Source organism: Natrinema sp. LJW11 (assembly GCF_056135975.1).
The window spans coordinates 216,354-240,152 of record NZ_JBWBDM010000006.1 but is presented as its reverse complement, the minus strand read 5'-3'; the positions used below and the strand labels follow the sequence as shown (position 1 = coordinate 240,152).

Annotated in this window: 24 protein-coding genes; 12 read left to right on the top strand and 12 right to left on the bottom strand. The window is 62.6% G+C overall.

Going from position 1 to position 23,799, the window contains the following annotated elements; all coding sequences use genetic code 11:
* Nucleotides 1–12: 12 nt before the first annotated feature.
* Complete coding sequence (locus AC0QDI_RS17225; RefSeq protein ID WP_474670354.1) at nt 13–717, bottom strand: alpha/beta hydrolase; 705 nt, start codon at nt 715–717, stop codon at nt 13–15.
* Between the two features lie 192 nt (nt 718–909).
* On the opposite strand from AC0QDI_RS17225, the gene AC0QDI_RS17220 reads away from it, so the two are divergent.
* From AC0QDI_RS17220 to AC0QDI_RS17200, 5 genes are all read left to right on the top strand, one after another.
* Nucleotides 910–2,505, top strand: coding sequence for a GMC family oxidoreductase (locus AC0QDI_RS17220; RefSeq protein WP_474670352.1), 1,596 nt, complete (start codon nt 910–912; stop codon nt 2,503–2,505).
* A 96-nt stretch (nt 2,506–2,601) separates the two neighbouring features.
* Entirely contained in the window at nt 2,602–3,267 is a 666-nt protein-coding gene (locus tag AC0QDI_RS17215; RefSeq protein ID WP_474670350.1) for an AIM24 family protein, read from the top strand.
* A gap of 80 nt (nt 3,268–3,347) precedes the next feature.
* Nucleotides 3,348–4,733, top strand: a complete 1,386-nt coding sequence (locus AC0QDI_RS17210) for a sodium:calcium antiporter (RefSeq protein ID WP_474670348.1) — start codon at nt 3,348–3,350, stop codon at nt 4,731–4,733.
* A 50-nt stretch (nt 4,734–4,783) separates the two neighbouring features.
* On the top strand, nt 4,784–5,524 hold the full coding sequence (locus tag AC0QDI_RS17205; protein WP_474670346.1) for a hypothetical protein: 741 nt from the start codon (nt 4,784–4,786) through the stop codon (nt 5,522–5,524).
* A gap of 51 nt (nt 5,525–5,575) precedes the next feature.
* On the top strand, nt 5,576–6,019 hold the full coding sequence (locus AC0QDI_RS17200) for a DUF2391 family protein (RefSeq protein ID WP_474670345.1): 444 nt from the start codon (nt 5,576–5,578) through the stop codon (nt 6,017–6,019).
* A 22-nt stretch (nt 6,020–6,041) separates the two neighbouring features.
* Here AC0QDI_RS17200 and AC0QDI_RS17195 read toward each other — a convergent pair whose 3' ends face one another.
* The 3 genes from AC0QDI_RS17195 to AC0QDI_RS17185 all read right to left on the bottom strand — a co-directional run bounded on the left by AC0QDI_RS17195 (nt 6,042) and on the right by AC0QDI_RS17185 (nt 7,859).
* Complete coding sequence (locus tag AC0QDI_RS17195; protein WP_474670344.1) at nt 6,042–6,908, bottom strand: GNAT family N-acetyltransferase; 867 nt, start codon at nt 6,906–6,908, stop codon at nt 6,042–6,044.
* A gap of 82 nt (nt 6,909–6,990) precedes the next feature.
* Nucleotides 6,991–7,416, bottom strand: a complete 426-nt coding sequence (locus tag AC0QDI_RS17190) for a universal stress protein (RefSeq protein WP_474670342.1) — start codon at nt 7,414–7,416, stop codon at nt 6,991–6,993.
* A gap of 194 nt (nt 7,417–7,610) precedes the next feature.
* A complete protein-coding gene (locus AC0QDI_RS17185) occupies nt 7,611–7,859 on the bottom strand; it encodes a hypothetical protein (protein WP_474670340.1) in 249 nt (82 codons plus the stop codon).
* A 132-nt stretch (nt 7,860–7,991) separates the two neighbouring features.
* Between AC0QDI_RS17185 and AC0QDI_RS17180 the strand changes: the two genes are divergently transcribed.
* Both AC0QDI_RS17180 and AC0QDI_RS17175 read left to right on the top strand, forming a co-directional pair.
* On the top strand, nt 7,992–8,600 hold the full coding sequence (locus tag AC0QDI_RS17180; RefSeq protein ID WP_474670338.1) for a Rieske (2Fe-2S) protein: 609 nt from the start codon (nt 7,992–7,994) through the stop codon (nt 8,598–8,600).
* Nucleotides 8,601–8,717: 117 nt separating this feature from the next.
* Complete coding sequence (locus tag AC0QDI_RS17175; RefSeq protein WP_474670336.1) at nt 8,718–9,161, top strand: response regulator; 444 nt, start codon at nt 8,718–8,720, stop codon at nt 9,159–9,161.
* Nucleotides 9,162–9,199: 38 nt separating this feature from the next.
* Here the strand turns inward: AC0QDI_RS17175 and AC0QDI_RS17170 are convergent, their stop codons facing one another.
* From AC0QDI_RS17170 to AC0QDI_RS17160, 3 genes are all read right to left on the bottom strand, one after another.
* Entirely contained in the window at nt 9,200–10,081 is an 882-nt protein-coding gene (locus AC0QDI_RS17170; RefSeq protein ID WP_474670334.1) for a TIGR01548 family HAD-type hydrolase, read from the bottom strand.
* 40 nt (nt 10,082–10,121) lie between these two features.
* Complete coding sequence (locus AC0QDI_RS17165) at nt 10,122–10,751, bottom strand: DUF3267 domain-containing protein (RefSeq protein WP_474670332.1); 630 nt, start codon at nt 10,749–10,751, stop codon at nt 10,122–10,124.
* A gap of 165 nt (nt 10,752–10,916) precedes the next feature.
* Nucleotides 10,917–11,330: a UPF0146 family protein gene (locus tag AC0QDI_RS17160; RefSeq protein WP_474670330.1), complete on the bottom strand. Its 414-nt coding sequence runs from the start codon at nt 11,328–11,330 to the stop codon at nt 10,917–10,919.
* A 39-nt stretch (nt 11,331–11,369) separates the two neighbouring features.
* Here AC0QDI_RS17160 and AC0QDI_RS17155 point away from each other — a divergent pair, with 39 nt between their 5' ends.
* Nucleotides 11,370–11,891 (top strand): archaemetzincin family Zn-dependent metalloprotease, encoded by a 522-nt coding sequence (locus AC0QDI_RS17155; protein WP_098725348.1) that lies wholly within the window; start codon nt 11,370–11,372, stop codon nt 11,889–11,891.
* 54 nt (nt 11,892–11,945) lie between these two features.
* Here the strand turns inward: AC0QDI_RS17155 and AC0QDI_RS17150 are convergent, their stop codons facing one another.
* The 5 genes from AC0QDI_RS17150 to AC0QDI_RS17130 form a co-directional block, all read right to left on the bottom strand.
* Nucleotides 11,946–13,760 (bottom strand): ribosome biogenesis/translation initiation ATPase RLI, encoded by a 1,815-nt coding sequence (locus AC0QDI_RS17150; protein ID WP_474670328.1) that lies wholly within the window; start codon nt 13,758–13,760, stop codon nt 11,946–11,948.
* A 2-nt stretch (nt 13,761–13,762) separates the two neighbouring features.
* Nucleotides 13,763–14,080, bottom strand: a complete 318-nt coding sequence (locus AC0QDI_RS17145) for an EMC6-like membrane protein (RefSeq protein ID WP_474670326.1) — start codon at nt 14,078–14,080, stop codon at nt 13,763–13,765.
* Nucleotides 14,081–14,223: 143 nt separating this feature from the next.
* On the bottom strand, nt 14,224–15,264 hold the full coding sequence (locus AC0QDI_RS17140; protein WP_474670324.1) for a hypothetical protein: 1,041 nt from the start codon (nt 15,262–15,264) through the stop codon (nt 14,224–14,226).
* A complete protein-coding gene (locus tag AC0QDI_RS17135; RefSeq protein ID WP_474670322.1) occupies nt 15,261–15,833 on the bottom strand; it encodes a DUF7344 domain-containing protein in 573 nt (190 codons plus the stop codon). The genes AC0QDI_RS17140 and AC0QDI_RS17135 overlap by 4 nt, the downstream gene beginning before the upstream one ends.
* Nucleotides 15,834–16,058: 225 nt before the next feature.
* Complete coding sequence (locus AC0QDI_RS17130; RefSeq protein WP_474670320.1) at nt 16,059–18,491, bottom strand: DUF7289 family protein; 2,433 nt, start codon at nt 18,489–18,491, stop codon at nt 16,059–16,061.
* A 432-nt stretch (nt 18,492–18,923) separates the two neighbouring features.
* On the opposite strand from AC0QDI_RS17130, the gene AC0QDI_RS17125 reads away from it, so the two are divergent.
* The 4 genes from AC0QDI_RS17125 (at nt 18,924) to AC0QDI_RS17110 (ending at nt 23,723) form a co-directional block, all read left to right on the top strand.
* A complete protein-coding gene (locus tag AC0QDI_RS17125) occupies nt 18,924–19,577 on the top strand; it encodes a hypothetical protein (RefSeq protein WP_474670318.1) in 654 nt (217 codons plus the stop codon).
* Nucleotides 19,578–19,799: 222 nt separating this feature from the next.
* On the top strand, nt 19,800–20,765 hold the full coding sequence (locus tag AC0QDI_RS17120) for a CARDB domain-containing protein (RefSeq protein WP_474670316.1): 966 nt from the start codon (nt 19,800–19,802) through the stop codon (nt 20,763–20,765).
* A gap of 430 nt (nt 20,766–21,195) precedes the next feature.
* Nucleotides 21,196–22,377 carry a signal peptidase I gene (locus AC0QDI_RS17115; protein ID WP_474670314.1) on the top strand — a complete coding sequence of 394 codons (1,182 nt, stop codon included), beginning with the start codon at nt 21,196–21,198 and terminating at the stop codon, nt 22,375–22,377.
* 161 nt (nt 22,378–22,538) lie between these two features.
* Nucleotides 22,539–23,723 (top strand): DUF5305 domain-containing protein, encoded by a 1,185-nt coding sequence (locus AC0QDI_RS17110; protein ID WP_474670312.1) that lies wholly within the window; start codon nt 22,539–22,541, stop codon nt 23,721–23,723.
* The last annotated feature ends 76 nt before the right edge of the window (nt 23,724–23,799 follow it).

Genomic DNA, 23,799 nt, shown 5'->3' with positions numbered 1-23,799 from the left:
TCTGCTCCGCCGTCACCCCAGCGCCGCGGGCCCCTCCTCGAGCGCGTCCAGAATCGTCCCGACGTGCTCCTCACGAGAGGGGGAATCGAACAACTGGTGGCCGCCTTCGTAGACGACGCGATTCGATTCGGGGACGCGCTCGCGGATGGCGTCGACGCCGACGACGGCGTCCTCGGGCGTGTAGAAGACGACGCCCGATTCGAGGAACTGGAACGGACCCAGCCGTCGTTGGGCGCGGTTGGCCTCGCGGAGGAACGTCGGTGCGATCCGGCTCGGCGTGTCCGCCAGTTGCCGGTCGGTGGTGAGTTCGCCCAGCATCTCGCGGTCCGCACCCCCGGTCGGCAGGATCGACCACGCGAGCGGGAGCTTCGCCGCAAGCGAGACGACGGGATTCCGCATGTCCGCGTGGAATCCCCACCACGGACTCAGGTAGACTCGGTGCTCGGCCCCTTCGAGGTACTCGGCGACGAGGCCACCGGTACTGTGGGTGAGCAGTCGGTACGACTCGAGGCCGTCGACGAACTCCGCGACGGGTTTCACCCACTCCGTTCCGAAGTCGGTGACGACGGTCGGTAACTGAAAGACGGTGACGCGGTAGTCGGCCTCGACGAGTCGGTCGACGAGCCACCGCACGTTCTCGTGTTCGATCCGGTTCCCCCACCCCAGCACGAAGACGAGGGTGCACTTCCCGGACCCGTTGAACGTTTCGCGTCGCATACACGTGCGGACGAACAACGTCTCCATAGGCGTACCGGTGCGTTCGGCGGCGATCGGTCGCACCGGTTCTCCGCTGCCTGAACCCGCGTCTTCCATCGCGGTACGCTCGCTCCTGTGGACCCCGACGGAGTGGTCCGGCTCGTTTCCGCGAGGCGAACTACTATATCCACCACTCATATGTGTTGGTATATCATGACAGGGGAAGGACGATCCGCCGATTACGTAATCGTCGGCGCGGGGCCGGCCGGGTGTGTGCTCGCGAACAGGCTGTCGGCCGACGCCGACACCGAGGTACTGCTGCTCGAGGCCGGGAAACCGGACGAAAACCGCGAGATCGGCATTCCGGCGGCGTTCTCGGACCTGTTCCAATCGGGGGTCGACTGGAGCTATCACACCGCGCCCCAGTCGGAACTCCACGACAGGGAACTCTACTGGCCCCGCGGGAAGACCCTCGGCGGCTCGAGTTCGATCAACGCGATGATTTACGTTCGGGGCCAGCCCGCGGACTACGATCACTGGGCGGACTCGGGGAACGACGGCTGGGGGTACGAGGGCGTCCTCCCCTATTTTATGCGGGCCGAAGACAACGAGCGCGGCCCCTCGGACTATCACTCGATCAGCGGACCGCGCCACGTCGCCGACCTCCGGTCGCCGAACGAACTCAGCGAAGCGTTCATCGATGCCGGACGGACGGTCGGCCTGCCCCGCAACGAGGACTTCAACGCCGGCGAGCAGGAAGGGGTCGGCTTCTACCAGGTCACCCAGAAGGACGGCCGTCGCCACAGCGCCGCAGACGGGTACCTGAAACCGGCACTGGATCGGCCGAACCTGACCGCGGTGACGGGAGCGCGGGTGACGCGGGTCCGCTTCGACGGGACCACGGCAGTCGGCGTGGAGTACGCTCGAGACGACGCCGACGGGAGTCCCGCGACGGTCGATGCGACCGAGGAAGTCATCCTCTCGGCCGGTGCCGTCAACTCGCCCCACCTGCTCATGCTCTCCGGCGTCGGTCCGGCGGACCACCTCGCGGAACACGGTATTTCCGTCGTCGCAGACCTCCCCGGCGTCGGCCGAAACCTTCAGGATCACCTGCAAGTCGGTGTCAACTACAAGTGCGAGAAGCCGATCAGTCTCGCCGACGCGGACACGATCCGGAACCTCCTCACGTACCTGGTGCTGAAGACGGGACTACTGACCTCGAACATCGCCGAGGCCGGCGGCTTCGCGACCGTCACCGAGGACGCCGAGCGGCCCGAGATCCAGTATCACTTCGCGCCGTCGTACTTCGTTGACCACGGGTTCGACAACCCCGACGGACACGGCTTCTCCCTGGGCGCGCTCCGGCTCCGTCCCGACAGCCGCGGCCGGATCACCCTCGAGTCCGCCGATCCTTTCGCCGAACCGGCCATCGACCCGCGGTATCTGACCGAGGGCGACGATCTCGAGGTGCTGCTCGAGGGGATCAAACTGGTCCGGGAAATCCTGCAGGCGGAGCCGTTCGACGAGTATCGCGGCGAGGAGGTGCTCCCGGGTTCCGACGTGCAAAGCGACGAGGGACTGATCGAGCACATCCGCGAGACGGCCGAGACGCTGTACCATCCCGTCGGCACCTGCAAGATGGGCGACGACGAGCAGGCGGTCGTCGACGACCGGCTCCGGGTCCGCGGGCTCGAGGGGCTGCGCGTCGTCGACGCCTCAGTGATGCCGACGATCACGAGCGGCAACACGGACGCGCCGACGACGATGATCGCCGAGAAGGCGGCCGATTTCGTTCGGAACGAAACCTGATCGTCGGAGACGTTTCAACGAGTGAAACGGTATCGACAGGTAACTATTTGGACGATCCCGCCCAACGATCGGGAGAGCCGTCTGGCTCGAGATACCATGAACGTCGATGAATTCGTCAGCGCGAACGAACCGAAAGACGGCGGCGAGACCTTCCAGCTCGAGAACGGGAAGCTACTGGACGTCGACCTCGACGGTTCAGTAACTGCCAAGGCCGGATCGATGATCGCCTACGACGGGGATATTTCCTTCAAGGGGAAATCCTCCGCCGAAGGCGGAATCACCGGATTCCTCAAGGAAAAAGCCACGAGCGAGGGAACGCCGGTGATGGAGGCGACCGGTACGGGTCACCTCTATCTGGCGGATCGGGAGAAGAAGATTCAGATCCTCGAACTCGACGCGGGCCAGTCTATCTCGGTCAACGGGAACGACGTGCTCGCGTTCGAGTCGAGCGTGAACTACGAGATCCGGACCATCAAGAGCATCGCCGGCTTCTCGGCCGGCGGCATGACCAACGTCTTCCTCGAGGGTCCCGGCAGCGTCGCGATCACGACCCACGGCGAGCCGCTGGTCCTGACACCCCCCGTCAGAACCGATCCCAGCGCGACCGTCGCCTGGAGCGGGACCACTCCCGGCAGTCACGTCGACAGCGCCCTCTCGAACATGATCGGTCAGTCTTCCGACGAGACCTACCAGCTCGAGTTTACGGGCTCGGAGGGGTTCGTCGTCGTCCAGCCCTACGAGGAACGGACGCCCCAGCAATAGCGCCGCAGTAGCAGGCAGTATCGACATCGTATCGCAGTACGTATGCCCCTTCGACCGGTACCCGTTTCGAGACGAGTTTCATGAGACGACGAGCACTCGGCGCGATTTCGGCCGCGGTCGCACTGACACTCCCCTGGGTCGCCGTCGTGGTAGCCACCGATCTCCTCCCCTGGCTCATGACGGCCATCGGGCTCGAGTATCGAGCACCGGCTGCGCTCCGAACGCTCTCGACGCTCAGCACGGTGATCGTGACCGGACTCGCCGTGCTCGGTTCGGCGTTCCTCCTCGCGTGGGCCGCCGAAACCGCCGAAAAGGACGTCCCGCAGGCGTTCGCGATCGCGGTCCTCGCCGTGTTGGCGGTCGCGCCCGAGTACGCCGTCGACGCGCTCTACGCGTGGAACGCGGGGGTGTTCGCGGGGACCGAGCGTGGGATCGAGGCCGGCAACCTGGCGGTCGCCAACATGACCGGCGCGAACCGGATCCTCATCGGCATCGGCTGGGCCGGCGTCGCCCTCTTTACGATCTTCCGCCGGGGGTCGTCGGCTGACCCCGCCGTCGAGAACCGCCCTGGCTTCCTCACCGACGTCGTGACCCTCGATCGAGAGATCGGCCTCGAGATCGTGTTTCTCCTCATCGCGACGCTCTGGGCGTTCCTCGTCCCGCTCAACGGCGGGATCGACATCTTCGACATGCTGTTTCTGGTCGGCCTCTACGTCTGCTACATCGCGGTCATCATCCGCGGCGAGGTCGAACCGGACATGGATCACGTCGGCGTGCCGGCGTACCTCCAGCGCTTCTCGAGACCGGGCCGAATCGCGATCGTCCTCGTGCTCTTCGCCTACTCCGGCGTGATGATCTTCACCGCCGTCGAGCCCTTCGCACACGGGCTCGAGTCACTCGGTGAGAGCGTCGGCATCCCCTCCTTTTTCATGATTCAGTGGATCGCGCCGCTGGCATCCGAAGCGCCGGAGCTCATCGTCGTCGTCTACCTGGTGAACAAGGCGCGCTCGACGGCGGGCTTTAACGCGCTCATCTCCTCGAAGCTCAACCAGTGGACGCTGCTCATCGGGACGCTCGTCGTCGTCCACTCCCTCGCGCTCGGCCAGTACGGCGTCCTCGCCTTCGACTTCAAACAATCCGCGGAGATCTGGCTGACCGCCGCCCAGTCCTTCTTCGCCGTCTCGTTGCTGCTCCGGTTCGAAATATCGGTCAGGGAAGCGCTCACCCTGCTCGTCCTGTTCCTCTCGCAGGTCTTCCTCGAGTTCGCCCTCATCCGCGAGTTCGTCGCGTTGCCGGTCTCGAGCACCGACCTCCTGCTCGTCTACAGCGGGATCTACCTCGTGCTCGGGACGGCGCTGTTCGTCAGCCGGCGGCGGGCGTTCGTTCGTCTCGTCCGGCGAACGGCGGGGACGGTCGGCGACGCGATGCCGATCGGCGGAGATCGACCACGAAGCGTCGACGACTGAGTCGGCCGGCCACAGACCGATAGTCTCGGAGATGGTATCGTTTCCTATCGATGCTCTCGAGCGACGCGCCGTTTTCAGACGCGGTGCTCACACCGGCGTTCGCGCTTTCGCTCGCGCTGGTCCATCTCTTCGCCGGCCGACTGGGCTTTGGCGGCCGGATTCCGCGGAGCCGATGGCTGTCGATCGCCGGCGGCGTCTCGGTCGCGTACGTGTTCGTCCACCTCTTGCCCGAAGTCGGGGAGGCAGCGGCGACGCTCGCGGAACACGGGGACCCGACCGCCTTCGCCGAACACCACGGCTACCTGATCGCGCTCCTCGGCTTCGTCACCTTCTACGGCCTCGAGAACCTCGCCCAGTGGTCGAACACCGATTCGGGACGAAGCACAGAACCGGCCGGAACCGACGTCTTCTGGATCCACGTCGGATCGTTCGCCGCCTATAACGCGATCGTCGGGTACCTCCTGTGGGATCGCGAACTCGGTAGCGTCCTCCTGTTTACCGTCGCGATGGCGCTGCACTTCCTCGTCACGGACGATAGCCTCCGAGATCACCACGGGAAGGCGTACCATCGCCGCGGACGGTGGCTGTTGTCCGCATCGGTGATCGCCGGCTTCGCCGGCGGCTACGTCCTCGAGGACACCGAACTCCTCATCGCGGTGTTCGTGCCGTTTCTGGCCGGCGGGATTATCCTCAACGTGATCAAGGAGGAACTACCGTCCGACCGCGAGAGTCGGTTCTGGGCGTTCGCCGGCGGTGCGGCGGGCTACGCCGCGTTGCTGTTGTTCGTGTAAACCCGCCTCCTCAAGCGGGACGGTTTTATCGCTCCACCGTAATTTCCCGCTATGAAGCTTCGCCGGCCGCGCCGTCCGCAGGACTTCCGTCTCGCGGACTCGGCCCAGCAGGTCGTCGGCGGGTTCCTGCTCGCCGGTCCGTTCGTGGTCACCGAAGAGGTCTGGACGCTCGCGGAGAACATGCACGATCTGCAGGCGCTGGCGATCGTCGCTATCGTCTTCACTATCGGCTACGCGGCGCTGTACAAGGCGGACACGACCAGAGACGCGGACGACGAACAGGAAGTCGCCGGGATCCCGATCCGTTTCATCTCGCTGATGCTGGTCACCTTCGGTTCGGTCACTATCCTCGCGCTCCTGTTCGGTGCTCCCGAGACGTTCCTCGAGCCCGAGACGAACGGCGAGTACGCCGAGGTCACGTTCAAAGCCGTGGCCGTGGGCTCGGTCTTCAGCGTCATCGGCGCGGCGACGGCCGACAGCATCTTCGCGAAGTAACGGCGCTCGGCTGCCCTCGACGTCAGAGATGCGAGTCGTCGTACGACTCCTTGGATCGCTCCGCGTGTGAGTTCCCGCAGTCGCTACACTCGAGCCGTTCCATGTTGTCCATCGAGACGTCGAGCGAACCGCAGTTCGCACAGTAGTAGCCGTACTGTTCCTCGTGCGCCTCGTCCTCGTAAGTGACGTAAAACGACGCTGCGGTGCCGGACTCCTCCTCGTCGCGAGCGATGAACACCGTCTTCCCGTCGTCGCTCGTCGCCGTCAGGTGCCCGTCTCTCGTCTCCGTTTCGGGAAACTCGTCCGCCTCCGCGTCCTCCGTCCCCGATTCGCCTTTCGCGTCCGCTTCGTCACTCGACTCCTCCGCCCGCGACTCCGTCGGGAGTTCCACGTCGATATCCGAATCCGTGTACACGTACTTTACCAGGGACTCGCCGGCGACCTCGATACGCCGGTCGCCGTCGTGCTCGAGGCCGAACCGTTCGACGAACTGGTGGCCCTCGGTGTTGGCCTCGAGAACCGTCACGCAGACGTGGTCGGCACCGCGGTCGCGAAGGGCGTCGGTCGCGGTTTCGTACAGCTCCGTTCCGATGCCCTTGCCTCGGTGCTCGGGGTCGACGAACAGCCAGTTCACTTCGCCCCACTCGTCCTCGAGGCGGCCCTCGACGAAGCCCGCGGTGACCGTGCCGTCGACCTCCTCGCCGGTTTCGACGACGTGAAGCAGGGTCTCCTCGTCGTCGATCTTTGCGGCGACGGTGTCGTCGGCGAACTGTTCGTCGGTGATCCCGGCGATCTGCTGCGGACTGAGCCTGAACGAGGTCGTCATCGAACTGTCCACGAGCTCGCGAATCCGCTCGGCCTCGTCGGGTTTCGGTTCCCGAATTTCCATACTGAATGAACGGTCCCGTTCCGGATAAGATGGCTGCCGGCGGAAACAAGCGACGCTCCGAGTCTGCCCGGCTGTGAGTGAGCTACTCCTCACCACCGCCGCCGGTGACGACCACCGGACGGTCCGAACTGAGAATGACTCCCTGGGTAGTGCTGCCGAAGATCGCTTTCCCGACCGGCGAGCGCTTTCGACCGCCGAGGACGATCGAATCGACGTCGTAGGCCTCGGCTTCCTCGAGAATGTCGTCTTCCGTGTCGCCGCTATCCTCGAGGATCGTCACCTCGATGCCGGCGGCCTCGAGGGCTTCCTGTGCGCGGCGGACGGAGCCGATCCGCGAGGCCGACTTGAACGTCTCGAACTCCTGTGGGAGGTCGTCGCTGTCCTCGGTGAAGACGAACAGGAGGTAGGCCTCGACCGTCTCCGCGGCGTTCGGCAGTGACGTTACGTATTCGGCCTGCGCCAGCGCTCGCTCCTCGTTCGTGTCGACCGGGATTAACGCGCGGTACATGGCTCGACGTTCGGATGGGGTGACAATAAAACCCGCTCTGACTCCCGCCGTTTCGGAGTCGTTCGGCCGGCTTCACTCGGGTCGTCCGGTGGCGCACCGGAGGCAGCCCCCGGCGTTTTCGGCACAGACGAGACTCGGGGACCGACGACTCGAGGGGACGTTCAGCCGTGCGTCAGCACGGACGCCGGGTCCGATCAGTCGTCTTCGGATTCCGTCTGCTCGGCTTCGCTTTCCGTCGGTTCCTCGTCCCCGTCGGTTCCGTCGGTCGACTCTTCGCTCGCGTCGTCTTCACCTTCGACCTCGATCTCCGCTTCGACTTCGATCGTCAGCCCGTTCGCTTCGAGTTCGCCTTCGAACTCTCGTTCGTCGCCGACCTCGATCTCGAGTTCGTTCGAGTCCACTTCGACTTCGACCTCGACGTCGACGGTGACTTCCTCGTCCATACGTCTCGTTCACCCGTCGTCCTGAAAGGAGTATCGCGTGTTCTCGACGGCCGAATTCGACCGCTCGATTCCGATCTCGGAGAGGGCGACCCGGTCCGGAACGTACTTTTAGGCTGGCCGAAAATAGGGGGTATGACCGATTCCGTTCGAGTAACGCTCGAGGGACGCGACGAATCCGCCTCCGTTCGCGTCTACGGCGACGAGGGCGACGTGTCGACCGACGACGCGACGTTTCGATTCAGCGTCGACGGGGGAAACGAGGGAGGCCCGAGCGGCGACAAAACCGCTGAAGCCGATGAAGCCGACGAAACCGGTGAAGCCGACGAAACCGACGATACCGCCGCCGAACGGCCGTCGACGGCGAGCGACGACCCCCGCCGCGTCGCTCCGCTCGCGGCGGTCCCGACGAACGGAACGCTTCGGTGCGTGGCTCGGGCCGGGGATCGGGGCGCGGAACTGATCCTTCGACGAACGGGCGACGAGGTGTCCGCGTGGCGGAACTCGTGTCCGCACCGGCCGACGGTTCGACTCGATCCCGGCCCCGGCGCGATCGTCCGCGACGACCACCTCGTGTGTCACGAACACGGCGCGCGCTTCGAGTGCGGTGACGGCGTCTGCACGGCCGGACCGTGCCGCGGTGCCTCGCTCGATTCGGTCGCCGTGACCGTTCGCGACGAGAGCGTCTACCTGATCGACGATCGATTCGATTCGTGCCACCGACTGGACGAGCCGGTCGCGTGAACGGCCCGACCGATTCGTTCGATCGCGACACCGTCGCCCGTCGATAACAGTGTACAAACGAGTACATTCAGCTCCGATAACCGTATACTTCTTTTCCGGCTCGCTCCAAACAGGTGTATGTCTCCACCGATCGAGGATGCGATCACCATTTTGCTGGTCGAACCCAACCCCGGCGACGCGCGGCTGTTCTCGGAATCGTTCGAGGACGCGAACATCGCGAGCGACATTCACACGGTCACCGACGGCGAGGCGGCGCTCGATTTCGTCCACCAGCGCGACGACCACGCCGCCAGCCCGCGGCCGGACATGATCCTGCTGGACGTACAGCTCCCCGACGTCGACGGCTCCGATATCCTCTCCGAACTCAAGTCCGAACGAGCGCTACGGTCGATCCCCGTGATCGTACTGACGAGTTCGGCGTCGGAAGAGGATATCGCCCGTTCGTACGACCTCCACGCGAACGCGTACGTCCAGAAACCGGTCGAACCGGACGAATTTATCGATCTCGGCCGCTCGTTCGAGAACTTTTGGCTGACCTTCGTCCGCTTCCCCGGCGAATAGTCCCCCCTAGACGGCCACTACCGGCCCGCTCGGGGACGCTACAGCTCGAGCAGATCCGGTACCGCGTTGATCGACTCGACGACCGCAGCCGCGCCTTCGCGCTCGTACTTCCGCCGCCCCTCCTCGCCGGTCAGCCCGCCGGTCAGCACGCCGATACCGCGGTAGTTCCGGGTCGAATCGGCGTCGCCGGCGTTGACCGCCGTCCGGATATCGTCTAACGTGTCGCCGACGAAGACGACCGACTCGGCGTCGAATCGCTCCGCGAGCGTCGTCAACGCTCGCGGGTGCGGTTTTCCTTCCTCCCAGTCGTCCATCGTAAAGCGGCGTTCGACCGGAATCGCGTCCTCGAGCCCCACCCGCTCGAGCGCGATCTCGGCTTCGGCTTCCGGCCGACCGGTCAGGACGCCGACGTCGTATCCCTCGAGCAGCCGATCTCTCGCGTCGGTTTCGAGCAACACCGGTTCGTCGTGGATGAACCCGCGCGTTTCGCGCTCGAGGTCGGGGTCGCCGCCCTCGAGGCCGCGATAAAGCTCGTCGCCGAGGTACAGTTGCTGAAAGACGTCGCGGAGCCGCTCGCGGTCCCAGCGGTTCGTCACGCGCTGGGTCGCCCGCGCGCCGATCGCCTGGCGGACGACGGTCTCGGCGGCCTCGAGGCCGCCGCCCGCGGCGGCGATCCCGTCGGTGTACTCCTCGAGTGACTCTCGATAGCCCTCCTCGGTCGCGAGGATGTAGAGCGCGGCGGCGTTCGTCAGCTCCCAGTCGTTGTTGAACCCGCCCGCGTCCTTGAACAGCTGAATGTCGTCCTTGCGGATCGTCCGGTCGTAGACCGCGTCGACGGCTTCGACGATCGCCCGCCGGTAGGAGTCGGCCACGTCGACGAGCACTCCGTCGATATCGAGGACGACGGCATCTGCGTTCATAGCCGTGCGAACGGGCCGACGGGAATAAAAGAGACCGATTTCAAAGCCCGCCGAGCCCCACGACCCACGCCGCCAGCACGAACAGGCCGATCGCGTAGAGCACGTGCGCCCAGAGCCACGAGAGCAGGTTCGCGACGTAGATCACGACGACGATCGGAACACCGAGTAACACCCTCGGCGACCCCCGCCACTCGGCGCGCGACCGAGTCCAGAGGACGTTCGCGTCCCCCCTGCTCGGAAACGCGTGCATCCCGATCGAGAGCCCCAGCCAACCGAGGGCGATTGCGGCGGCGAGCGCCCCGTTCGAGACGGTCCGGAGCTCACCGACCGTCGCGACGAGCGTTGCGAGGCCCAGGAACGCGGCGAACGCGACCACCGTGTTGACGAGAAACGGCGCGACGCTGACGACGAACGACGCCCGATACCGCTCGGGCGTGACGTGTTTGACGTACCCCGGTGGATCGTCGAACCGGAAGTACGCGACCTCGAGGACGGGGACCCCGACGAGATCGCAGGCCTGTTTGTGAGCGAACTCGTGGACGACGACGCCCGGCAACGTAAAGAGTCGGAACAGGAATCGAACGAGGGTGACGATACCGACGAGTACCACCGCCAGCACCGCGACGGCGACCGCGATTGCGACGGCGTAGGTGACGTACTCGGCGTTCACGATCGTTGAAGTGAACTGCATCCAGATAATTCATTCGTGCCGATCCCGCGGTTGTGCCGGTTTCACAAGTGTCCCACTCACGGTTGTGCCGATATCATGCGTGTTCGGCCCACGGTATACGTACCCGACCCACGGTATACGTGTCCGGCCCGCAGTCGTGTCTGCTCATCTCGGTCGCTCGAGCGGCGCTCGAGCGACGTACAGCGTCCCCTTTGCGATCGTCTTCCGTTCGACCGGCACCGCGGGTTGGTCACCGCCCAGCGTCGTAAACAGGAAATCGGCGTCGGCGCTGCGGGCCGCCTCGAGCGCCGGTCGGTGGAGTTCCGGCGGCAGGTTCCGCGCGTACACCACGTCCGCGTCCGCGTAAATCGCGGGGTCGGGATCGACGATATCGTCGCGGACGAACCGTACCCCCGCCGGCACGTCTCGATCGTCGATGTCGGTCGCGGTGACCGATACCCCCCGTTCGGCGAGCGCTCGAGCGGGGCCGCTCCGGCGACCGATCCCGACCTCGACGGCGCGCTCGTAGCGCGCGAGGTGATCGTTCATCGTCTCGAGATTCCGGCGAGAGTGGGCCACGGCGGGACGTTTATGCCACCCGCGGCCATAGCCCTTGCTATGCTCGTCGATATCGTGCCGGTCGGCAACGTCCCCGCCGAGGTCAAGCGGGCGGCCTCCACCGCGTTGCGATCGGTCTACGACTGCGACGTGTCGGTCAACGACTCGCAGTCGGTCCCCAACGGCGCCTACGACTCCGATCGGAACCAGTACTCCGCCGAGACGTTCATTCAACTCGCCGAGCGGGTCGGCCGCGGCACGAAAAACATCGCGATCACTCCCCACGACCTCTTCTACCGACGACGTAACTACGTCTTCGGACTGGCCTACCTCGACGGCAGCGGGAGCGTCGTCTCCACCTACCGGCTGCAGACCTCGAGCGACGGCGGCTTCTCGAACCAGAGCGCCGCCGACATCTTCGAGGACCGCGTCCGCAAGGAGATCGTCCACGAGATCGGCCACACCTACGGCCTCGAGCACTGCGACAACAACCGCTGTGTCATGAACTTCTCGCCGACGGTCCGCGAGGTCGATATCAAGGAAGAAAATCTCTGCGGGAGCTGTCAGCGACTGATTAGCTAATTCCAGGCAGCTAGTATCGACGCGGTACCGACTCCCGAATTCCGAGCCGACGGCCTACGGCGCGTAGTAGTACTCGCCCTCGCTTTTCTGCTGGCTATCCAGCTGCGACCCGGGCTTGTTGATCCGCGGCCGGGAGGTGCGTTCGTCCCGGCGGAAGGTCACCTCGAGGTTCGCGAGGAACTCGTTCATGCCGTCGCGCATCGGTTGCGGCTGGCCGGCGCGACCCTGAACCGCGGGCTCGCCGTCGAAGACCATCAGGCGATCTGCGAGCAGATCCATCATGTAGATGTCGTGGTCGATGACCATCACGGTAGCGTCTTGCTGTTCGGCGTAGCGCCGAATCGCCTTGGAGGCCTGCACTCGCTGTTCGACGTCGAGGTGGGCCGACGGTTCGTCGAGCAAGTAGAGGTCCGCCGAGTCGGAGAGGCAGGCCGCGATGGCCACCCGCTGGCGTTCGCCGCCGGAGAGATCCGACAGGTTCTGCTCCATGATCCGCTCTAACTGGAGCGGCTGGGCGATCTCGGTGTTCCAGTACGAGGAACCGAACTGGTCCGTGATCGACGAGAGGAACGCGTCGACCCGCATGTGCTGGTCGATCGTGACGTACTGGGGTTTGTAGGAGATCTCGAGATCGAGGTCGGTGTCGCCGCCATCGGGCGTGAGATTCCCGGTGAGCAGCTTCGCGAACGTCGACTTTCCGATCCCGTTCGGACCGACGACTCCCAGCACTTCGTTCTCGCGAATCGCGCCGCCCTCGACCTCCAGCGTGAACTCGCCCTCCCCGTAGCTCTTGGTGAGGTCGGGGTACTCGACGAGCGTCTCGCCGTAGGTTTCGGTTCGGGGCGCGTGCTCCTCGAACTCGATGGGATCCGGTCGGATCCGCATGTTCTCGTTGTCGAGATAGCCCGAGAGGTACTCGTTGATCCCGTTGCGGACCGATTTCGGCGAGGTGATGACGCCGTACGCACCCGGCTCACCGTAGGCGACGTGGAGCGTGTCCGCGAGCAGGTCGAGGATCGCGAGGTCGTGCTCGACGACGAGTACCGATTTGTCTTCCGCCTCGGCGAGTTCGCGGATCAGCCGCGCCGCCGTCACGCGCTGGCCGATGTCCAGATACGGCGTCACCTCGTCGAGGAAGTAGAAGTCCGTATCGCGGGCGAGCGTGGCCGCGATGGCGACCCGCTGGAGCTCCCCGCCCGAGAGGTCGTCGATAGACTGTTCCATGACCGGCCCGATCTCGAGCCGTTCGACCAGTTCGTCGAGCGCACCGCGCTCGTCGGTTCGCTCGAGCAACTGTCGGGTGTTCCCGTCGAAACTGTTCGGAATCTGATCGACGTACTGGGGCTTTCGCGCGATCGTGATGTCGCCGTCGCGCACGTCCGCGATGTAGTCTTGCAGTTCGGTCCCGCGGTAGGCCTCGAGCACCTCGTCCCAGCCCGGTTCCGCCTCGTGGCGGCCGAGGTTGGGCTCGAGTTCGCCGGCCAGAATGCGGACGGCGGTGGTCTTCCCGATCCCGTTCGGACCGAGGATCCCGGTGACCTGCCCCTCCTGCGGTGCGGGAAGGCCGTAGAGCGAAAAGGCGTTCTCGCCGTAACGGTGGACGGGCTCGTCCTGGAGTTCCTGCGGGAGGTTGATGATCTCGATCGCGTCGAAGGGACACTTCTCGACGCAGATGCCACAGGTTTCGCCCAGACAGATCTCCTCGGAGATGTGGATCTGTTCGGGCTGGCCCTCGGCGGCCTCCTCGCCGCGGAGGGTGATGCACTCTTTCCCGGTTCGGTTCGGCGGACAGTAGTTCTTGCACTCGTAGCTGCACCGATCGGGCTGACACCGGTCTAAGTCTACGACGGCGATGCTGTCGTCCGCCATGGTTACCCAGAGAACTCCGCGGTCAGCAGAATGCCCCACGTCACGAACCACAGCGAGAAGGTCATGAACGCGATGAACAGGTAGTGTTTCGCCCCGAACTCGTCCTCGCCGTAGATCCCCGACAGGTTGATGAAGACGTACTGAACGAGGATCGCCCCCAGGACGAACGCGAGCGATTCCGTGTTCTGGGCCGCGGCGCTGGTAACACCGACCCAGTTCGCGGAGGCCAGCGCCGCGCCGACACCCAGCAGCGCTGACAGGGCGGTTACGCTGACCGAGCGAATGTGTTCGCGTCGGTCGCTGATCGATTCGGTCGACATGGATTGAATTCTGTCTTCGGTAGTCAAAAGGAGTTCGCATTAGGTGTTGTATCGTCATCCGTTGGTCGGAGAGATTTGTGCTGACCGTCAGAAGATCGTTGTGTCCGCAACTATCCATCTAGTAAACCGGGCTCGAGGCCTCATTATTCTGGAAGCGTGAATGTGGCCTCGATTGGAACCTCATTTTGATAATCTGGATGGTCTATACCTTCCACGTACAGTATGAGGGTAACCGTTTCACCATCCATATCGTACTGGTTGAATAATCCTCCGGTATTTCCATCCCGGAACTGCTGCAATTCGACTGTTACTGTGCCACCGGAGCCGACTACTGCCTGGGAATCGAGGTCGTATCTCGGTGCATTTGGACCGATCAAGATATTTCCGTCTCTGTCTATATTTCCCCCGCTCGTGCCGCCGGTAATTTGAACCTCGTCGCCACCAATGTTGTTAAGATGGGTCGCTCCGCCGGCTTCACTCAACGATATTCCAGTTATCGTCATTTCAGACCCGCTGTTAGTAATATCAAACTGAACACTACTGTTAGCCTGCCGTATCGTACCGGTGGGCGGTTGACTTTTCGGCGACTTACTAACGAGTTCGAGGTCGATAGCTGGATCCGTGATTGGGACCGGATCGGTACTTGCATCGCCATCGCCAGCGCTTCCATCGTCGTCACAACTGAACGTGACACCGTCTACCGTGTAGGTTGCTTCACTAACTGAAATGGCGGACCCTGACGCGTCGACCACAAGCGTTACCTGCGTATTAGTTGCTGAGTCGCCACCAGATCCGCATTCAAGCGCTACTGATTGTGGCGGGTCGTCTGGACCAAGGTTCGTCAATTCGTCCTTGTTTGCAACTTTCAAAAGCGAAGCGTCTGCACCAGTTATCGATTCGACTTCGACTGATACGCCGTCAAACGGTGAATCGGCGTTATTTTCGACCGAGAGAACCTCTGCACTCTCGCCCCAGCAAATATTGGATCCGATACAGGTCCTCGAAATATCCTCTTTCGAGTCCGATTCGTTGATCCCGAGATACGCCGTCGCCGGCGCTTCGGCTGCATTCACCTGTACCCCTCTGTCGGCAGCCAGCGACGATATTCCGAGCACCGGTGCAAGCATCGCTACCGTCCCGAGCAACACGAACACGATACCGAGTTTCGTGACCGTGTTCGTCATGGTGGCCGATCCATTTCACCGAGTCGCATCCGCCGATTCTGTACCACGTGGACGACCGCCGAGACGGCAAACAGTCCGAATATCGCCGTCGCCCAGCCGAGTTCCGGAACCGTCTCGGTCGGAACGACCTCGATCCACAGCCCCGCCATCACGACCGAACCGACCGCAGTTAACCCGAGGTAGTAGACGGCCCACGGGACCGAGTCGCCGGGGACGATATCGAGATAGACGTCCAGTTCGGCCGCCTCGTCGGTGAGTTCGATCGTTCGATCGTCGAACTCGATCATATCGGCTCGCTCGAGCGTGGGTAAATGCGTCTGCTGAAGCGACGTGTAGACGCGCTTTCGCTCGGCCGACGTAATCGCTTCGACCTCTTTGTCGAGTTCCCAAGCGGCGACGTGTTCGGCGAGGTCGCCGAGCGTGACGGCCTCGCCCTCGCGCTTGCAGTAGTGGATGGCGTATCGGCGACGCTGGTTGCTCAACAGGTCGAAAATCTCACCTTCTTGTGACTGCTTGTCTTTCCCTGCAGTCCCTGCTGAAGCCGGTTGGCTCTCGCCTGTTGTCGCCATCCCCCTATTCATCACGAATAACAGTTCTATTGATATTTAACGTTTGTTGCCGAGAGGCACCTGACTGAAAGCGATAAAAATACCAATACTATTTGGGTGAAAACTACTACTGCATCACAATCCGGGACTTCGTCTCTACCGATTGCTTGAAAGGGGATATCCGATAAAATCCCCGTCAAAATTGATGTTCTCCGGTGAAAGTAGATCCCTGATTGCGATAGCGTGTTAGCCGACAACGATGCTGTCGGTATCGACGCTGATTCCGGTGTTGTTCGTCTTGGTCCCGGTCTCATCCGAGTCGGAGTTACCGGTTCCAACGTCGGTCGAATCTCCACCGCCCGGTTGGATTGTGATGCCGGGCTTGCCGGGATTGACACCCGCCCGTTCGACCTCGACGTAGACGATTAGATCGTTGAAGTCTGGATCGTTGGTCTGATTGGGGTTATCTTCGTACGCCTTGATCGCTTGGTTCCAGAGCGCGTCGATATCGCTCTCGTCACATCCCTGCCCGCAATCGGCCGTATTATCGAAGAGGAACACGAATTCGCCCGAATCCAGATCGAGTTTGTCTCCGCTTGCTTTGATCAATCCTCGTTCTTGCAGGATTTCCGTCGCACTCATCTGTTGGTCCGCTCCTGCAGGGAGCGCTGGGATCGTGTTGTTCTCGGCACTCCGGACCCGGACGTTCTGTAGGTTCTGGCCCTGCGACGCGTCGATCGGACCGAACTCGGTCTCTGCTGGCACATCGTTACACCACACGAGATCCGGATTTGGGGGACCCGAGTAGTGCGGTAAGGTCGCCGGGTTCGTCTGCTCGTCCGCACAGGTTGAAACCCACCTCAACCCGCTCCCCCAATCGAATTCCCATGATCCATCTGAGTATCGCGTGTTCCGTAGCGTCAGATCCGTCTCTTCGTCCACCGTGAACTCGTAGCCGTAACTCGCGTCGCTTTTGTCCTGCCACGTCGGCCCGATGTTGACATTGTTACCGCCGTTCGGGTTCGTAAACGAGTGTACCGTTCCGCCGTTAGCGACGACGTCCAGGGTCATCGGAGAGAGCTGGTGGCCCGAACCGCCACTCGTGCCGGACACCTGCGACCCGATCACTTCGACGGTCACATTCGCGTCTTCGATACCACCGAGACCGACCCGTCCAGGGTCAAGTCCAGCGGTGACGTTGAACAGTACAGTCTCCGTCTCTATGTCCCCACCGTTGTCCGTTTCAATTGTCGCTTCGTATTCTCCGTCGATAAGCTTGCTCGCATTGAGCGTAAACTCGACGGGATCCGATTCCCCGAACGACCGAGGAACATCCCTCTCTCCGATCATGCCGTACGGGTCCGACATATTATCTGGCAAATCGCCTTGATAATCGAGTTCGAGGGTCACGTTCTGTGATCCGGATTCGATACCAGTGTTCTGTAAGTCGGTGGTGATCGTCGCGGTATCACCGGTGACCGCCGCGTTCGCGTTCGTCACGTTGAAGAACGATCCAGATTTGCCGACGTAGAACGATCCTGGCGGATCATCCGTCCTGTCTCCCGATTCGGTCTCTATCACATATCGATAACTCTCGCCTGGCTCAAGCGCATTCTTATATTTCCCGTGGGGAAACGCGATATCGTTCTTATTGATCGTCTCGGTGTCGTTGCCGGCGATGGTGAGATCGTCTTTTGTGCTACTAAGCAACTGCGTGTTGAAGTTCTCGTCCCAAATTGACACGGTAATGTTTTCGGTGTGTACCGTGGACCCCGTGTTCTCGATTGTTGCCTCGACAGTGAATATGTCCTTGTATTCAACTCGTTGATCGTATTTTAGATCCGTATTGCCAGGGCCTGAGAGTCCGCGGTCTTCCGCAACGACGAACGTCGGTCTGTCGACCGGTTCTCTTACCTTCTCGATTCGCGCTTCGACAGTGTCGCCGGTCTGTGTTACGCTCACTCCTTCGTACTCGTCTTCACCGAGGGAGTCCTCGAGAAACCGGTGCCAGCCATCGTGGTACTCGCTCTCAATTCGAATAGCGACGTTCGCTCTGTCGTTGCACCGAGTGGAGGCATTGTTGATCCGCCGGGTGAGATCCGTCGCGTTACTGTGGTCTGCTCGAGCCACCGCCTCGGAACCGCCGAAATCACCGTTGTCGAGTTGGAGGATCTGCAGTTGGAGCGTGTCGTTGTCGTATCCGATATCGGGCTCGGAGACGATGCTCGTTTCACCGTTAGCACGTTCCCAGACGCCCCCGCCCTGATGGGCGATCGTGCCGCCGGCCTGCTCGTACTCGAGCGTGCCGAGATTATCATCAACGGAACAGCTCGCGTCGCTCCACGGATCGCTACTCGAGCCGTTGGCGTACCAGGCGACTTCGATTTGTCCGCCGCTGCCGTTCACGTCAGACGGCCCCACGCCGTCGGGGAGTACCTGCTCCGTCTTCGTTTCCGCGACCGTCGAGAGCCGATGGTCGGTTTCCAGCATGAACTGCTGTGCCTGCTCCCTGTCGGCTTCCGACTGGATCGCGTCGAACATCGCCGACCCGGCGACGAAGACCAGCATTGCGCCCATCATCACGAGCGCGAACAACAGTATGATCCCGATGAGCGGACTCGCGGCACGCGTGTCCCGCTCGCGGGTTTCTCCCCGATTGAACCTTTCCTTGTCGGCCATTTCCAGCTTAATAGCGGACAGTTCATAAAAGAACACATGATATTTTAGTTATCAAGAATGATTATTGGGCAGTCAAGTACCTCTTGTGCGGTGCTTACGTTGCTACTGGTGCAGTCAGTGAATAGCCGGCGCGTATCGCTCTTACCTGCAGATCGCAACCGGAATGGGATCGCGAAGCCATTTCGCCACTGATTGGTCAACCCGTCCTCGTCGCTGGCGTTCGCAGATCGCTCGATGACATTTCAGGGAAGGCTTGCGCCCATTCACGGCCCCGAGAACAAGTTCAAGAACGGCTTGAACGGCCGTATGGCCGGTCTTTCGGACGTTCTGGATACTCAATACAAAGTGGGTGACGTTCGTGGGAGCGAGTAAGAACTGCGTTCTGGCATCCCTCGAAGGTCGGTGCCGGGGCGTGGAACGGAGATCATACCAATGAGAATGAATCGACGCAATGTGTTAGTCGGACTGGGAACGATTGTCGCGGGCGGCGGAGCCGCGCTCGGAACGGGTGCGTTTAGTACTGTCGAGGCAGAGCGCACAGCAAATATTTCTACGGTCGGCGATGCATCCGGTTATCTTGCGATTGAAGCCCATCCAAGCAGTAGTGATGACAGTGCTACACCGAACAACCCAGATTCCACATCTGATGGAACCCCATATTTGAGCCTCAGCTCTGACGATGAGCTATCGTTCAATTTTGACGGCTCGGGAACGCCTTCGACATCTGCTTCAGGCTTGAACCGTAATGCTCTCTCGAAATTTGGCGATCTCCTTCAGATCACGAACAATGGACCAAACCCTGTCAATTTGGCTGTTGAACTTCGGAATAGTTCTAGCAGTACTGCCGAAGAGGATAGCGTCTTCGCCGCGTATATCTCTCAATCAAGTCCTCCGACTGGTGGATCTGAGGGCGATAATATAGATGGAAGTGTCACCTTGAGTTCTGGCGACACGCTCGATATCGGATTTGAGATCGACTTACGGGACCTGTCTGGCCTAGACTCAACCAAGTTCACTGATAGTGATCCACAGAGTAACTACGGAGAAAACGTTGACACAGTCTCTTTCGTGGCTAACTCTCCTTAATATCATACAATCGCCAGTATTATATAAATAAACACTCACAGGGGTATTGAAGTGACGGGAAATAGTTCTTTTCTATATGTGTTTTTGATACTACTATCGCTAGCAGTGGTGATACCGTCAGGTGCTGTGAGTATCGGTGAAACTTCTAATAAAACAGATTTGATAATAGAGCCTGCTGATGGGTTAAATGGAAAATATTCTTTTACCAATGAAGATGGTATAATGATTGATTTTCAAATGCTTAACGACCGCGCGATCACCCGCGCAAACGGTGTCTTCACGATCTCCAGTACCAACGATGACGTCGAACGGGTATGGATCGAGAACGACGTTCCCGGACTCACCTTCTACAGGGGTAACGATCCGACGAACGAGATCAGCCGATCGAACCCCCTCGAGCCGTCGGCGGGCTCGACGACCAGTATCGGCGTCGCGATCGACACCCACGAGGCGGTCAGCGGGACGGAGACGTTCACGGTCGTCGCGCAGTACGAGGACGATGATGAAACCGAATCGGATATCGACGGCTCGAACCTGACCGTCTCGTCGACGACCGTCGAGGCGGGCGAGACGGTCACGGTCAACGCGACCTACCGAAACAACGGCGACGGGTGGGGCACCGAAACGGCCCGGCTGACGGTCGATGGGACCGTCGTCGACCGACGATCGATCGCTCTCTCATCGGGCGAGGAAGAGACCGTCAGCTTCGAACGGCGCATGGAGTGGCCCGGCACGTACGAGGTGGGTATCGAGGGCGTGGGTACCGAGTCGGTGACCGTCGAGGGTCCGCAGGTCGAGGTCTCGAGTGCCACCATCGACGACGCGACGATCACCGCCGGCGAGACCGCCACCGTCCGGGCGACGGTTCGGAACCCGTCCGACAGGTCACTCGAGCGCACGCTCGAGCTCGCGGTTGACGGCATCGTCGTCGACACCCGAACCGTTTCGGTCCCGGCTAACGGTGAGCGCACGGTGGCCTTCGAGCGGCGGTTCGCGGCGGCGGGGACCTACGACGTGGCGGTCAGCGGCGTGTCAGCGGGCACGGTGACCGTCGAGGAGCCGGGACCGGTTTCGATCCAGAACCGCGAACTCTCGGCGGCGACGACGGCGGCGCTCGCGCCGCCGGCGACTGCGGGGCTGTTGGCCCTGGCGGTGGTTGCGAACCGACGGTGGGCCGTTCTTCGCTAATCGCGTCTCTCTCTCTCTGATGGTGCTGTAGAAGTGTAGTTACTCTGACTGAGAGGAATAGAGCTAGTAGCGACGTGCGCCCTGCTCACGCTGGCAACTGGGGATTTCCACATCCACCCCAGCCGATTCGCGTACTCACTGCGTTCGTTCGCTCATCCACTGGAAGACGCTTCGCGCCTTCCAAGCCTTCGTTCGCAAGACTCACGAAGACCTCGCGCACCGTCGTCGACGCGCTTTCGAGTCCGCTCGAGCGCGTCGCCAGCGCGCGCCACCGCGGTGATGCCAGTCAGTGGAGTCGCCACTCGAGGTCGCTCGAGTACGCGATGAACTCCGTCACTCCCCCGTCGGAGCTCTCGCGGGCTTTATACTGGAGCAGAAACATAGTGTAGCCGAACAGTCAGCCAGCCATGATAGTACTCGTCACTCGTCGATGACTGCCGCGTCACTCCTCAAGCGGGGACTCGGGTTCGGCCTCGCGCTGGTCGTCATTCTGCTGATCGTCGGTCAGTTGCTGGGTCAGCCGATTCTGCTCGGCTACGTCGCGACCGGCAGCATGGAGCCGACGATGGACGCCGGCGACGGGTTCGTCTCCGTTCCCAGCGCCGTCACCGGCGACGTCGAGGAGGGCGACGTCGTCGTCTTTCAGGCCAGAGAGCTCCACGGCGGCGGGCTGACGACCCATCGCGTGGTCGGCGAAACCGAGGAAGGATACGTCACGAAAGGCGACGCGAATCCGTTTACGGATCAGGACGGCGGCGAGCCTCACGTCACGGACGGCCAGATCGTCGCCAAAGCCTGGCAGGTAAACGGGGAGGTCGTAACGCTCCCCCACCTCGGGACTGCCGTTCTGGGGATTCAGGGGCTCGCAACCGGGACCTACGAAACCGTCGCGTCGATAATCGGCCTGACGACGACCGCGTCCGGCAACGGGCTCGGCGCGATGCTCGTCGCGATCGGCGTCGCCATGCTCGGCTTCGGGACGGTGTTCGAACGACTCGGCCCGACGCGGCGCGAGACGACCAGACGGCGCTCGCGCGAGAACGTGATCGCATTCTGGACGACGCTCGGCCTCATCCTGCTCCTGTTCGTCACCCTGGCAACTGCTGCGATGGTCGTCCCGTCCGGAACGTCCGAGTACGGGCTCGTGAGCACCGAATCACCGACCGACGACCCCCAGATCGTCGCGCCGGGCGCAACGACCGAACTCACCCGCTCGGTCGATAACGCCGGCTACCTGCCGGTAGTGGTCGTCCACGACGCCGAAAGCGGCGGGATCGCGGTCGATCCGGAGTGGCAGACGGTCGGAATCCGCGGGAGTGGAGAGACGACGGTGACGCTGTCCGCGCCGGAGGAAACTGGAGAATATACGCGCCATCTCGGCGAATACCGGTATCTCGCCGTTCTCCCGCCGTCGGTGCTGGTGTGGCTCCACGGGATTCACCCCTTCGCCGCGATCGCCGCGGTAAACGGGGTCATCGTCGGGATCACCGTCGCGATCGTCCTCGTGCTCTTCGGTAGCGGCGATCTCCGGGTCCGGTCAGCTGGAGGTCACGTCCCGCTCTCGACCCGTCTCGAGCGACGACTGCGGAAGTGGCTCCGCGATCGAGAGTAGTTAGCCGAGGCCACTACCCTTATAATGGTCGCTTTCTTTCACTTCCGTATGTATTGTTCCGGTGACCGACCAGTTCGGAAACGAACAGCTCGGCCAGCGGACGGGCGCGGTCGGCCAGCCGGCGGGCTCGAACGGCGAGGCCGAATCGAGAGGGACGGCAGATGATCGACAGCCCGCGGCTCGAACTGGTGCTCGCCAGACACGGACGTGCGATCGCGATCGCGCTCGTCATCGTCGGCGTCATCGCGATCGCCGCGACCGGCTGGGCGGTCGCGAATCCGGTGACGACGACCGCGGCCCAGTTCAACGAAGAACGCGTCACGACCGACGCGGGGACGAGCGCCGTCGTCACCGAGAACGGGACGCTCTGGACCGAGGGCGAGCGCCTCGAGGATAGCTCGGTCTACTTTTTGAATTCGACGCCGGAGTTGACGATCCGGCCCGAGACGAGGCTTCGGGACGAGACCGACGGAGCTGCCATCGAGGACGGAGCCGTGACCCACGAACTGCGGCTTCGGTACGAGGCGACCCGCGACGGTTCCACGTTCTGGAACGAAAGCCACGAGGTGATCGCCGAGTCGGCGTCGATCGAGGACGGCGTCGCGACATCGAACGCGACAATCGACGTGGAATCGCACCGGGAACGACAGCGGCGACTCGAGCGCGAGGTCGCCGGCGTCGGCTCGGTCGAGTTGTCGATGGTGCTTCGCGTCGAGTACGATACGGGCCGACAGCGAGGGACTGTGACCGCGTCGACGCCGGTAGAGATAACGGAGGACGCCTACTGGCTCGAGAATTCGCTGTCAGATTCGGCGACTCACAGCTATCGGAGCGGGACGGCGCGGACGACCGAGTCCCGCAGTGCGACGCTCGTCGGCGGTCTCTCGGTGCTCGGAACCCTGTCGCTGGCCGGTGCAGCGCTCGTCGCCCGCCGGTCTCCCACCGATCTCGAGGCGGCCCGGCGCGCGGTCCACGAACGGCGCTATGCCGAGTGGATCTCGCGGGGCTCGATCCCGATGTGGATCGGCGACTATCACGTCTCGCTCGACACGCTCGAGGACGTGGTCGACGTCGCGATCGATACGAACGAGCGCGTCGTCCACGACACGCAGCGGGGGCTGTTCGCGGTCGTCAACGATGGCGTGGTCTACTACTACAGCGACCGCGGTCTCTGGGAGGAGACCGCCTGGCCGGAGATGGACCTCGAGGAACAGCCGGCCGTCATCGACGGCGACGGCGAGCTATCGCCCGAGGAGCTCTCGGAACTCGACGGGAGCGACGAGTTCGCGGCGGCCGACGATCCGAACGGGTTCGAAGACGACCGGGACGTCTGGGAGCGACTCTGAACGGGACGGCGCTTCCCGGGGCGACGATCGGTCGGGCTGTCCTCTCTGGCGTTCTTCACGTTCGATAATAAACGAA

Excerpts from the sequence above, each read along its gene's own strand:
- AC0QDI_RS17175 (WP_474670336.1), top strand. The coding sequence starts at position 8,718 with ATGTCTCCACCGATCGAGGATGCGATCACCATTTTGCTGGTCGAACCC.
- AC0QDI_RS17225 (WP_474670354.1), bottom strand. The coding sequence starts at position 717 with ATGCGACGCGAAACGTTCAACGGGTCCGGGAAGTGCACCCTCGTCTTC.
- AC0QDI_RS17120 (WP_474670316.1), top strand. The coding sequence starts at position 19,800 with ATGATTGATTTTCAAATGCTTAACGACCGCGCGATCACCCGCGCAAAC.
- AC0QDI_RS17155 (WP_098725348.1), top strand. The coding sequence starts at position 11,370 with ATGCTCGTCGATATCGTGCCGGTCGGCAACGTCCCCGCCGAGGTCAAG.
- AC0QDI_RS17170 (WP_474670334.1), bottom strand. The coding sequence starts at position 10,081 with ATGAACGCAGATGCCGTCGTCCTCGATATCGACGGAGTGCTCGTCGAC.
- AC0QDI_RS17110 (WP_474670312.1), top strand. The coding sequence starts at position 22,539 with ATGATCGACAGCCCGCGGCTCGAACTGGTGCTCGCCAGACACGGACGT.
- AC0QDI_RS17200 (WP_474670345.1), top strand. The coding sequence starts at position 5,576 with ATGAAGCTTCGCCGGCCGCGCCGTCCGCAGGACTTCCGTCTCGCGGAC.
- AC0QDI_RS17180 (WP_474670338.1), top strand. The coding sequence starts at position 7,992 with ATGACCGATTCCGTTCGAGTAACGCTCGAGGGACGCGACGAATCCGCC.
- AC0QDI_RS17205 (WP_474670346.1), top strand. The coding sequence starts at position 4,784 with ATGCTCTCGAGCGACGCGCCGTTTTCAGACGCGGTGCTCACACCGGCG.
- AC0QDI_RS17140 (WP_474670324.1), bottom strand. The coding sequence starts at position 15,264 with ATGACGAACACGGTCACGAAACTCGGTATCGTGTTCGTGTTGCTCGGG.
- AC0QDI_RS17115 (WP_474670314.1), top strand. The coding sequence starts at position 21,196 with ATGACTGCCGCGTCACTCCTCAAGCGGGGACTCGGGTTCGGCCTCGCG.
- AC0QDI_RS17135 (WP_474670322.1), bottom strand. The coding sequence starts at position 15,833 with ATGGCGACAACAGGCGAGAGCCAACCGGCTTCAGCAGGGACTGCAGGG.
- AC0QDI_RS17195 (WP_474670344.1), bottom strand. The coding sequence starts at position 6,908 with ATGGAAATTCGGGAACCGAAACCCGACGAGGCCGAGCGGATTCGCGAG.
- AC0QDI_RS17220 (WP_474670352.1), top strand. The coding sequence starts at position 910 with ATGACAGGGGAAGGACGATCCGCCGATTACGTAATCGTCGGCGCGGGG.
- AC0QDI_RS17145 (WP_474670326.1), bottom strand. The coding sequence starts at position 14,080 with ATGTCGACCGAATCGATCAGCGACCGACGCGAACACATTCGCTCGGTC.
- AC0QDI_RS17210 (WP_474670348.1), top strand. The coding sequence starts at position 3,348 with ATGAGACGACGAGCACTCGGCGCGATTTCGGCCGCGGTCGCACTGACA.
- AC0QDI_RS17185 (WP_474670340.1), bottom strand. The coding sequence starts at position 7,859 with ATGGACGAGGAAGTCACCGTCGACGTCGAGGTCGAAGTCGAAGTGGAC.
- AC0QDI_RS17130 (WP_474670320.1), bottom strand. The coding sequence starts at position 18,491 with ATGGCCGACAAGGAAAGGTTCAATCGGGGAGAAACCCGCGAGCGGGAC.
- AC0QDI_RS17215 (WP_474670350.1), top strand. The coding sequence starts at position 2,602 with ATGAACGTCGATGAATTCGTCAGCGCGAACGAACCGAAAGACGGCGGC.
- AC0QDI_RS17125 (WP_474670318.1), top strand. The coding sequence starts at position 18,924 with ATGAGAATGAATCGACGCAATGTGTTAGTCGGACTGGGAACGATTGTC.
- AC0QDI_RS17150 (WP_474670328.1), bottom strand. The coding sequence starts at position 13,760 with ATGGCGGACGACAGCATCGCCGTCGTAGACTTAGACCGGTGTCAGCCC.
- AC0QDI_RS17190 (WP_474670342.1), bottom strand. The coding sequence starts at position 7,416 with ATGTACCGCGCGTTAATCCCGGTCGACACGAACGAGGAGCGAGCGCTG.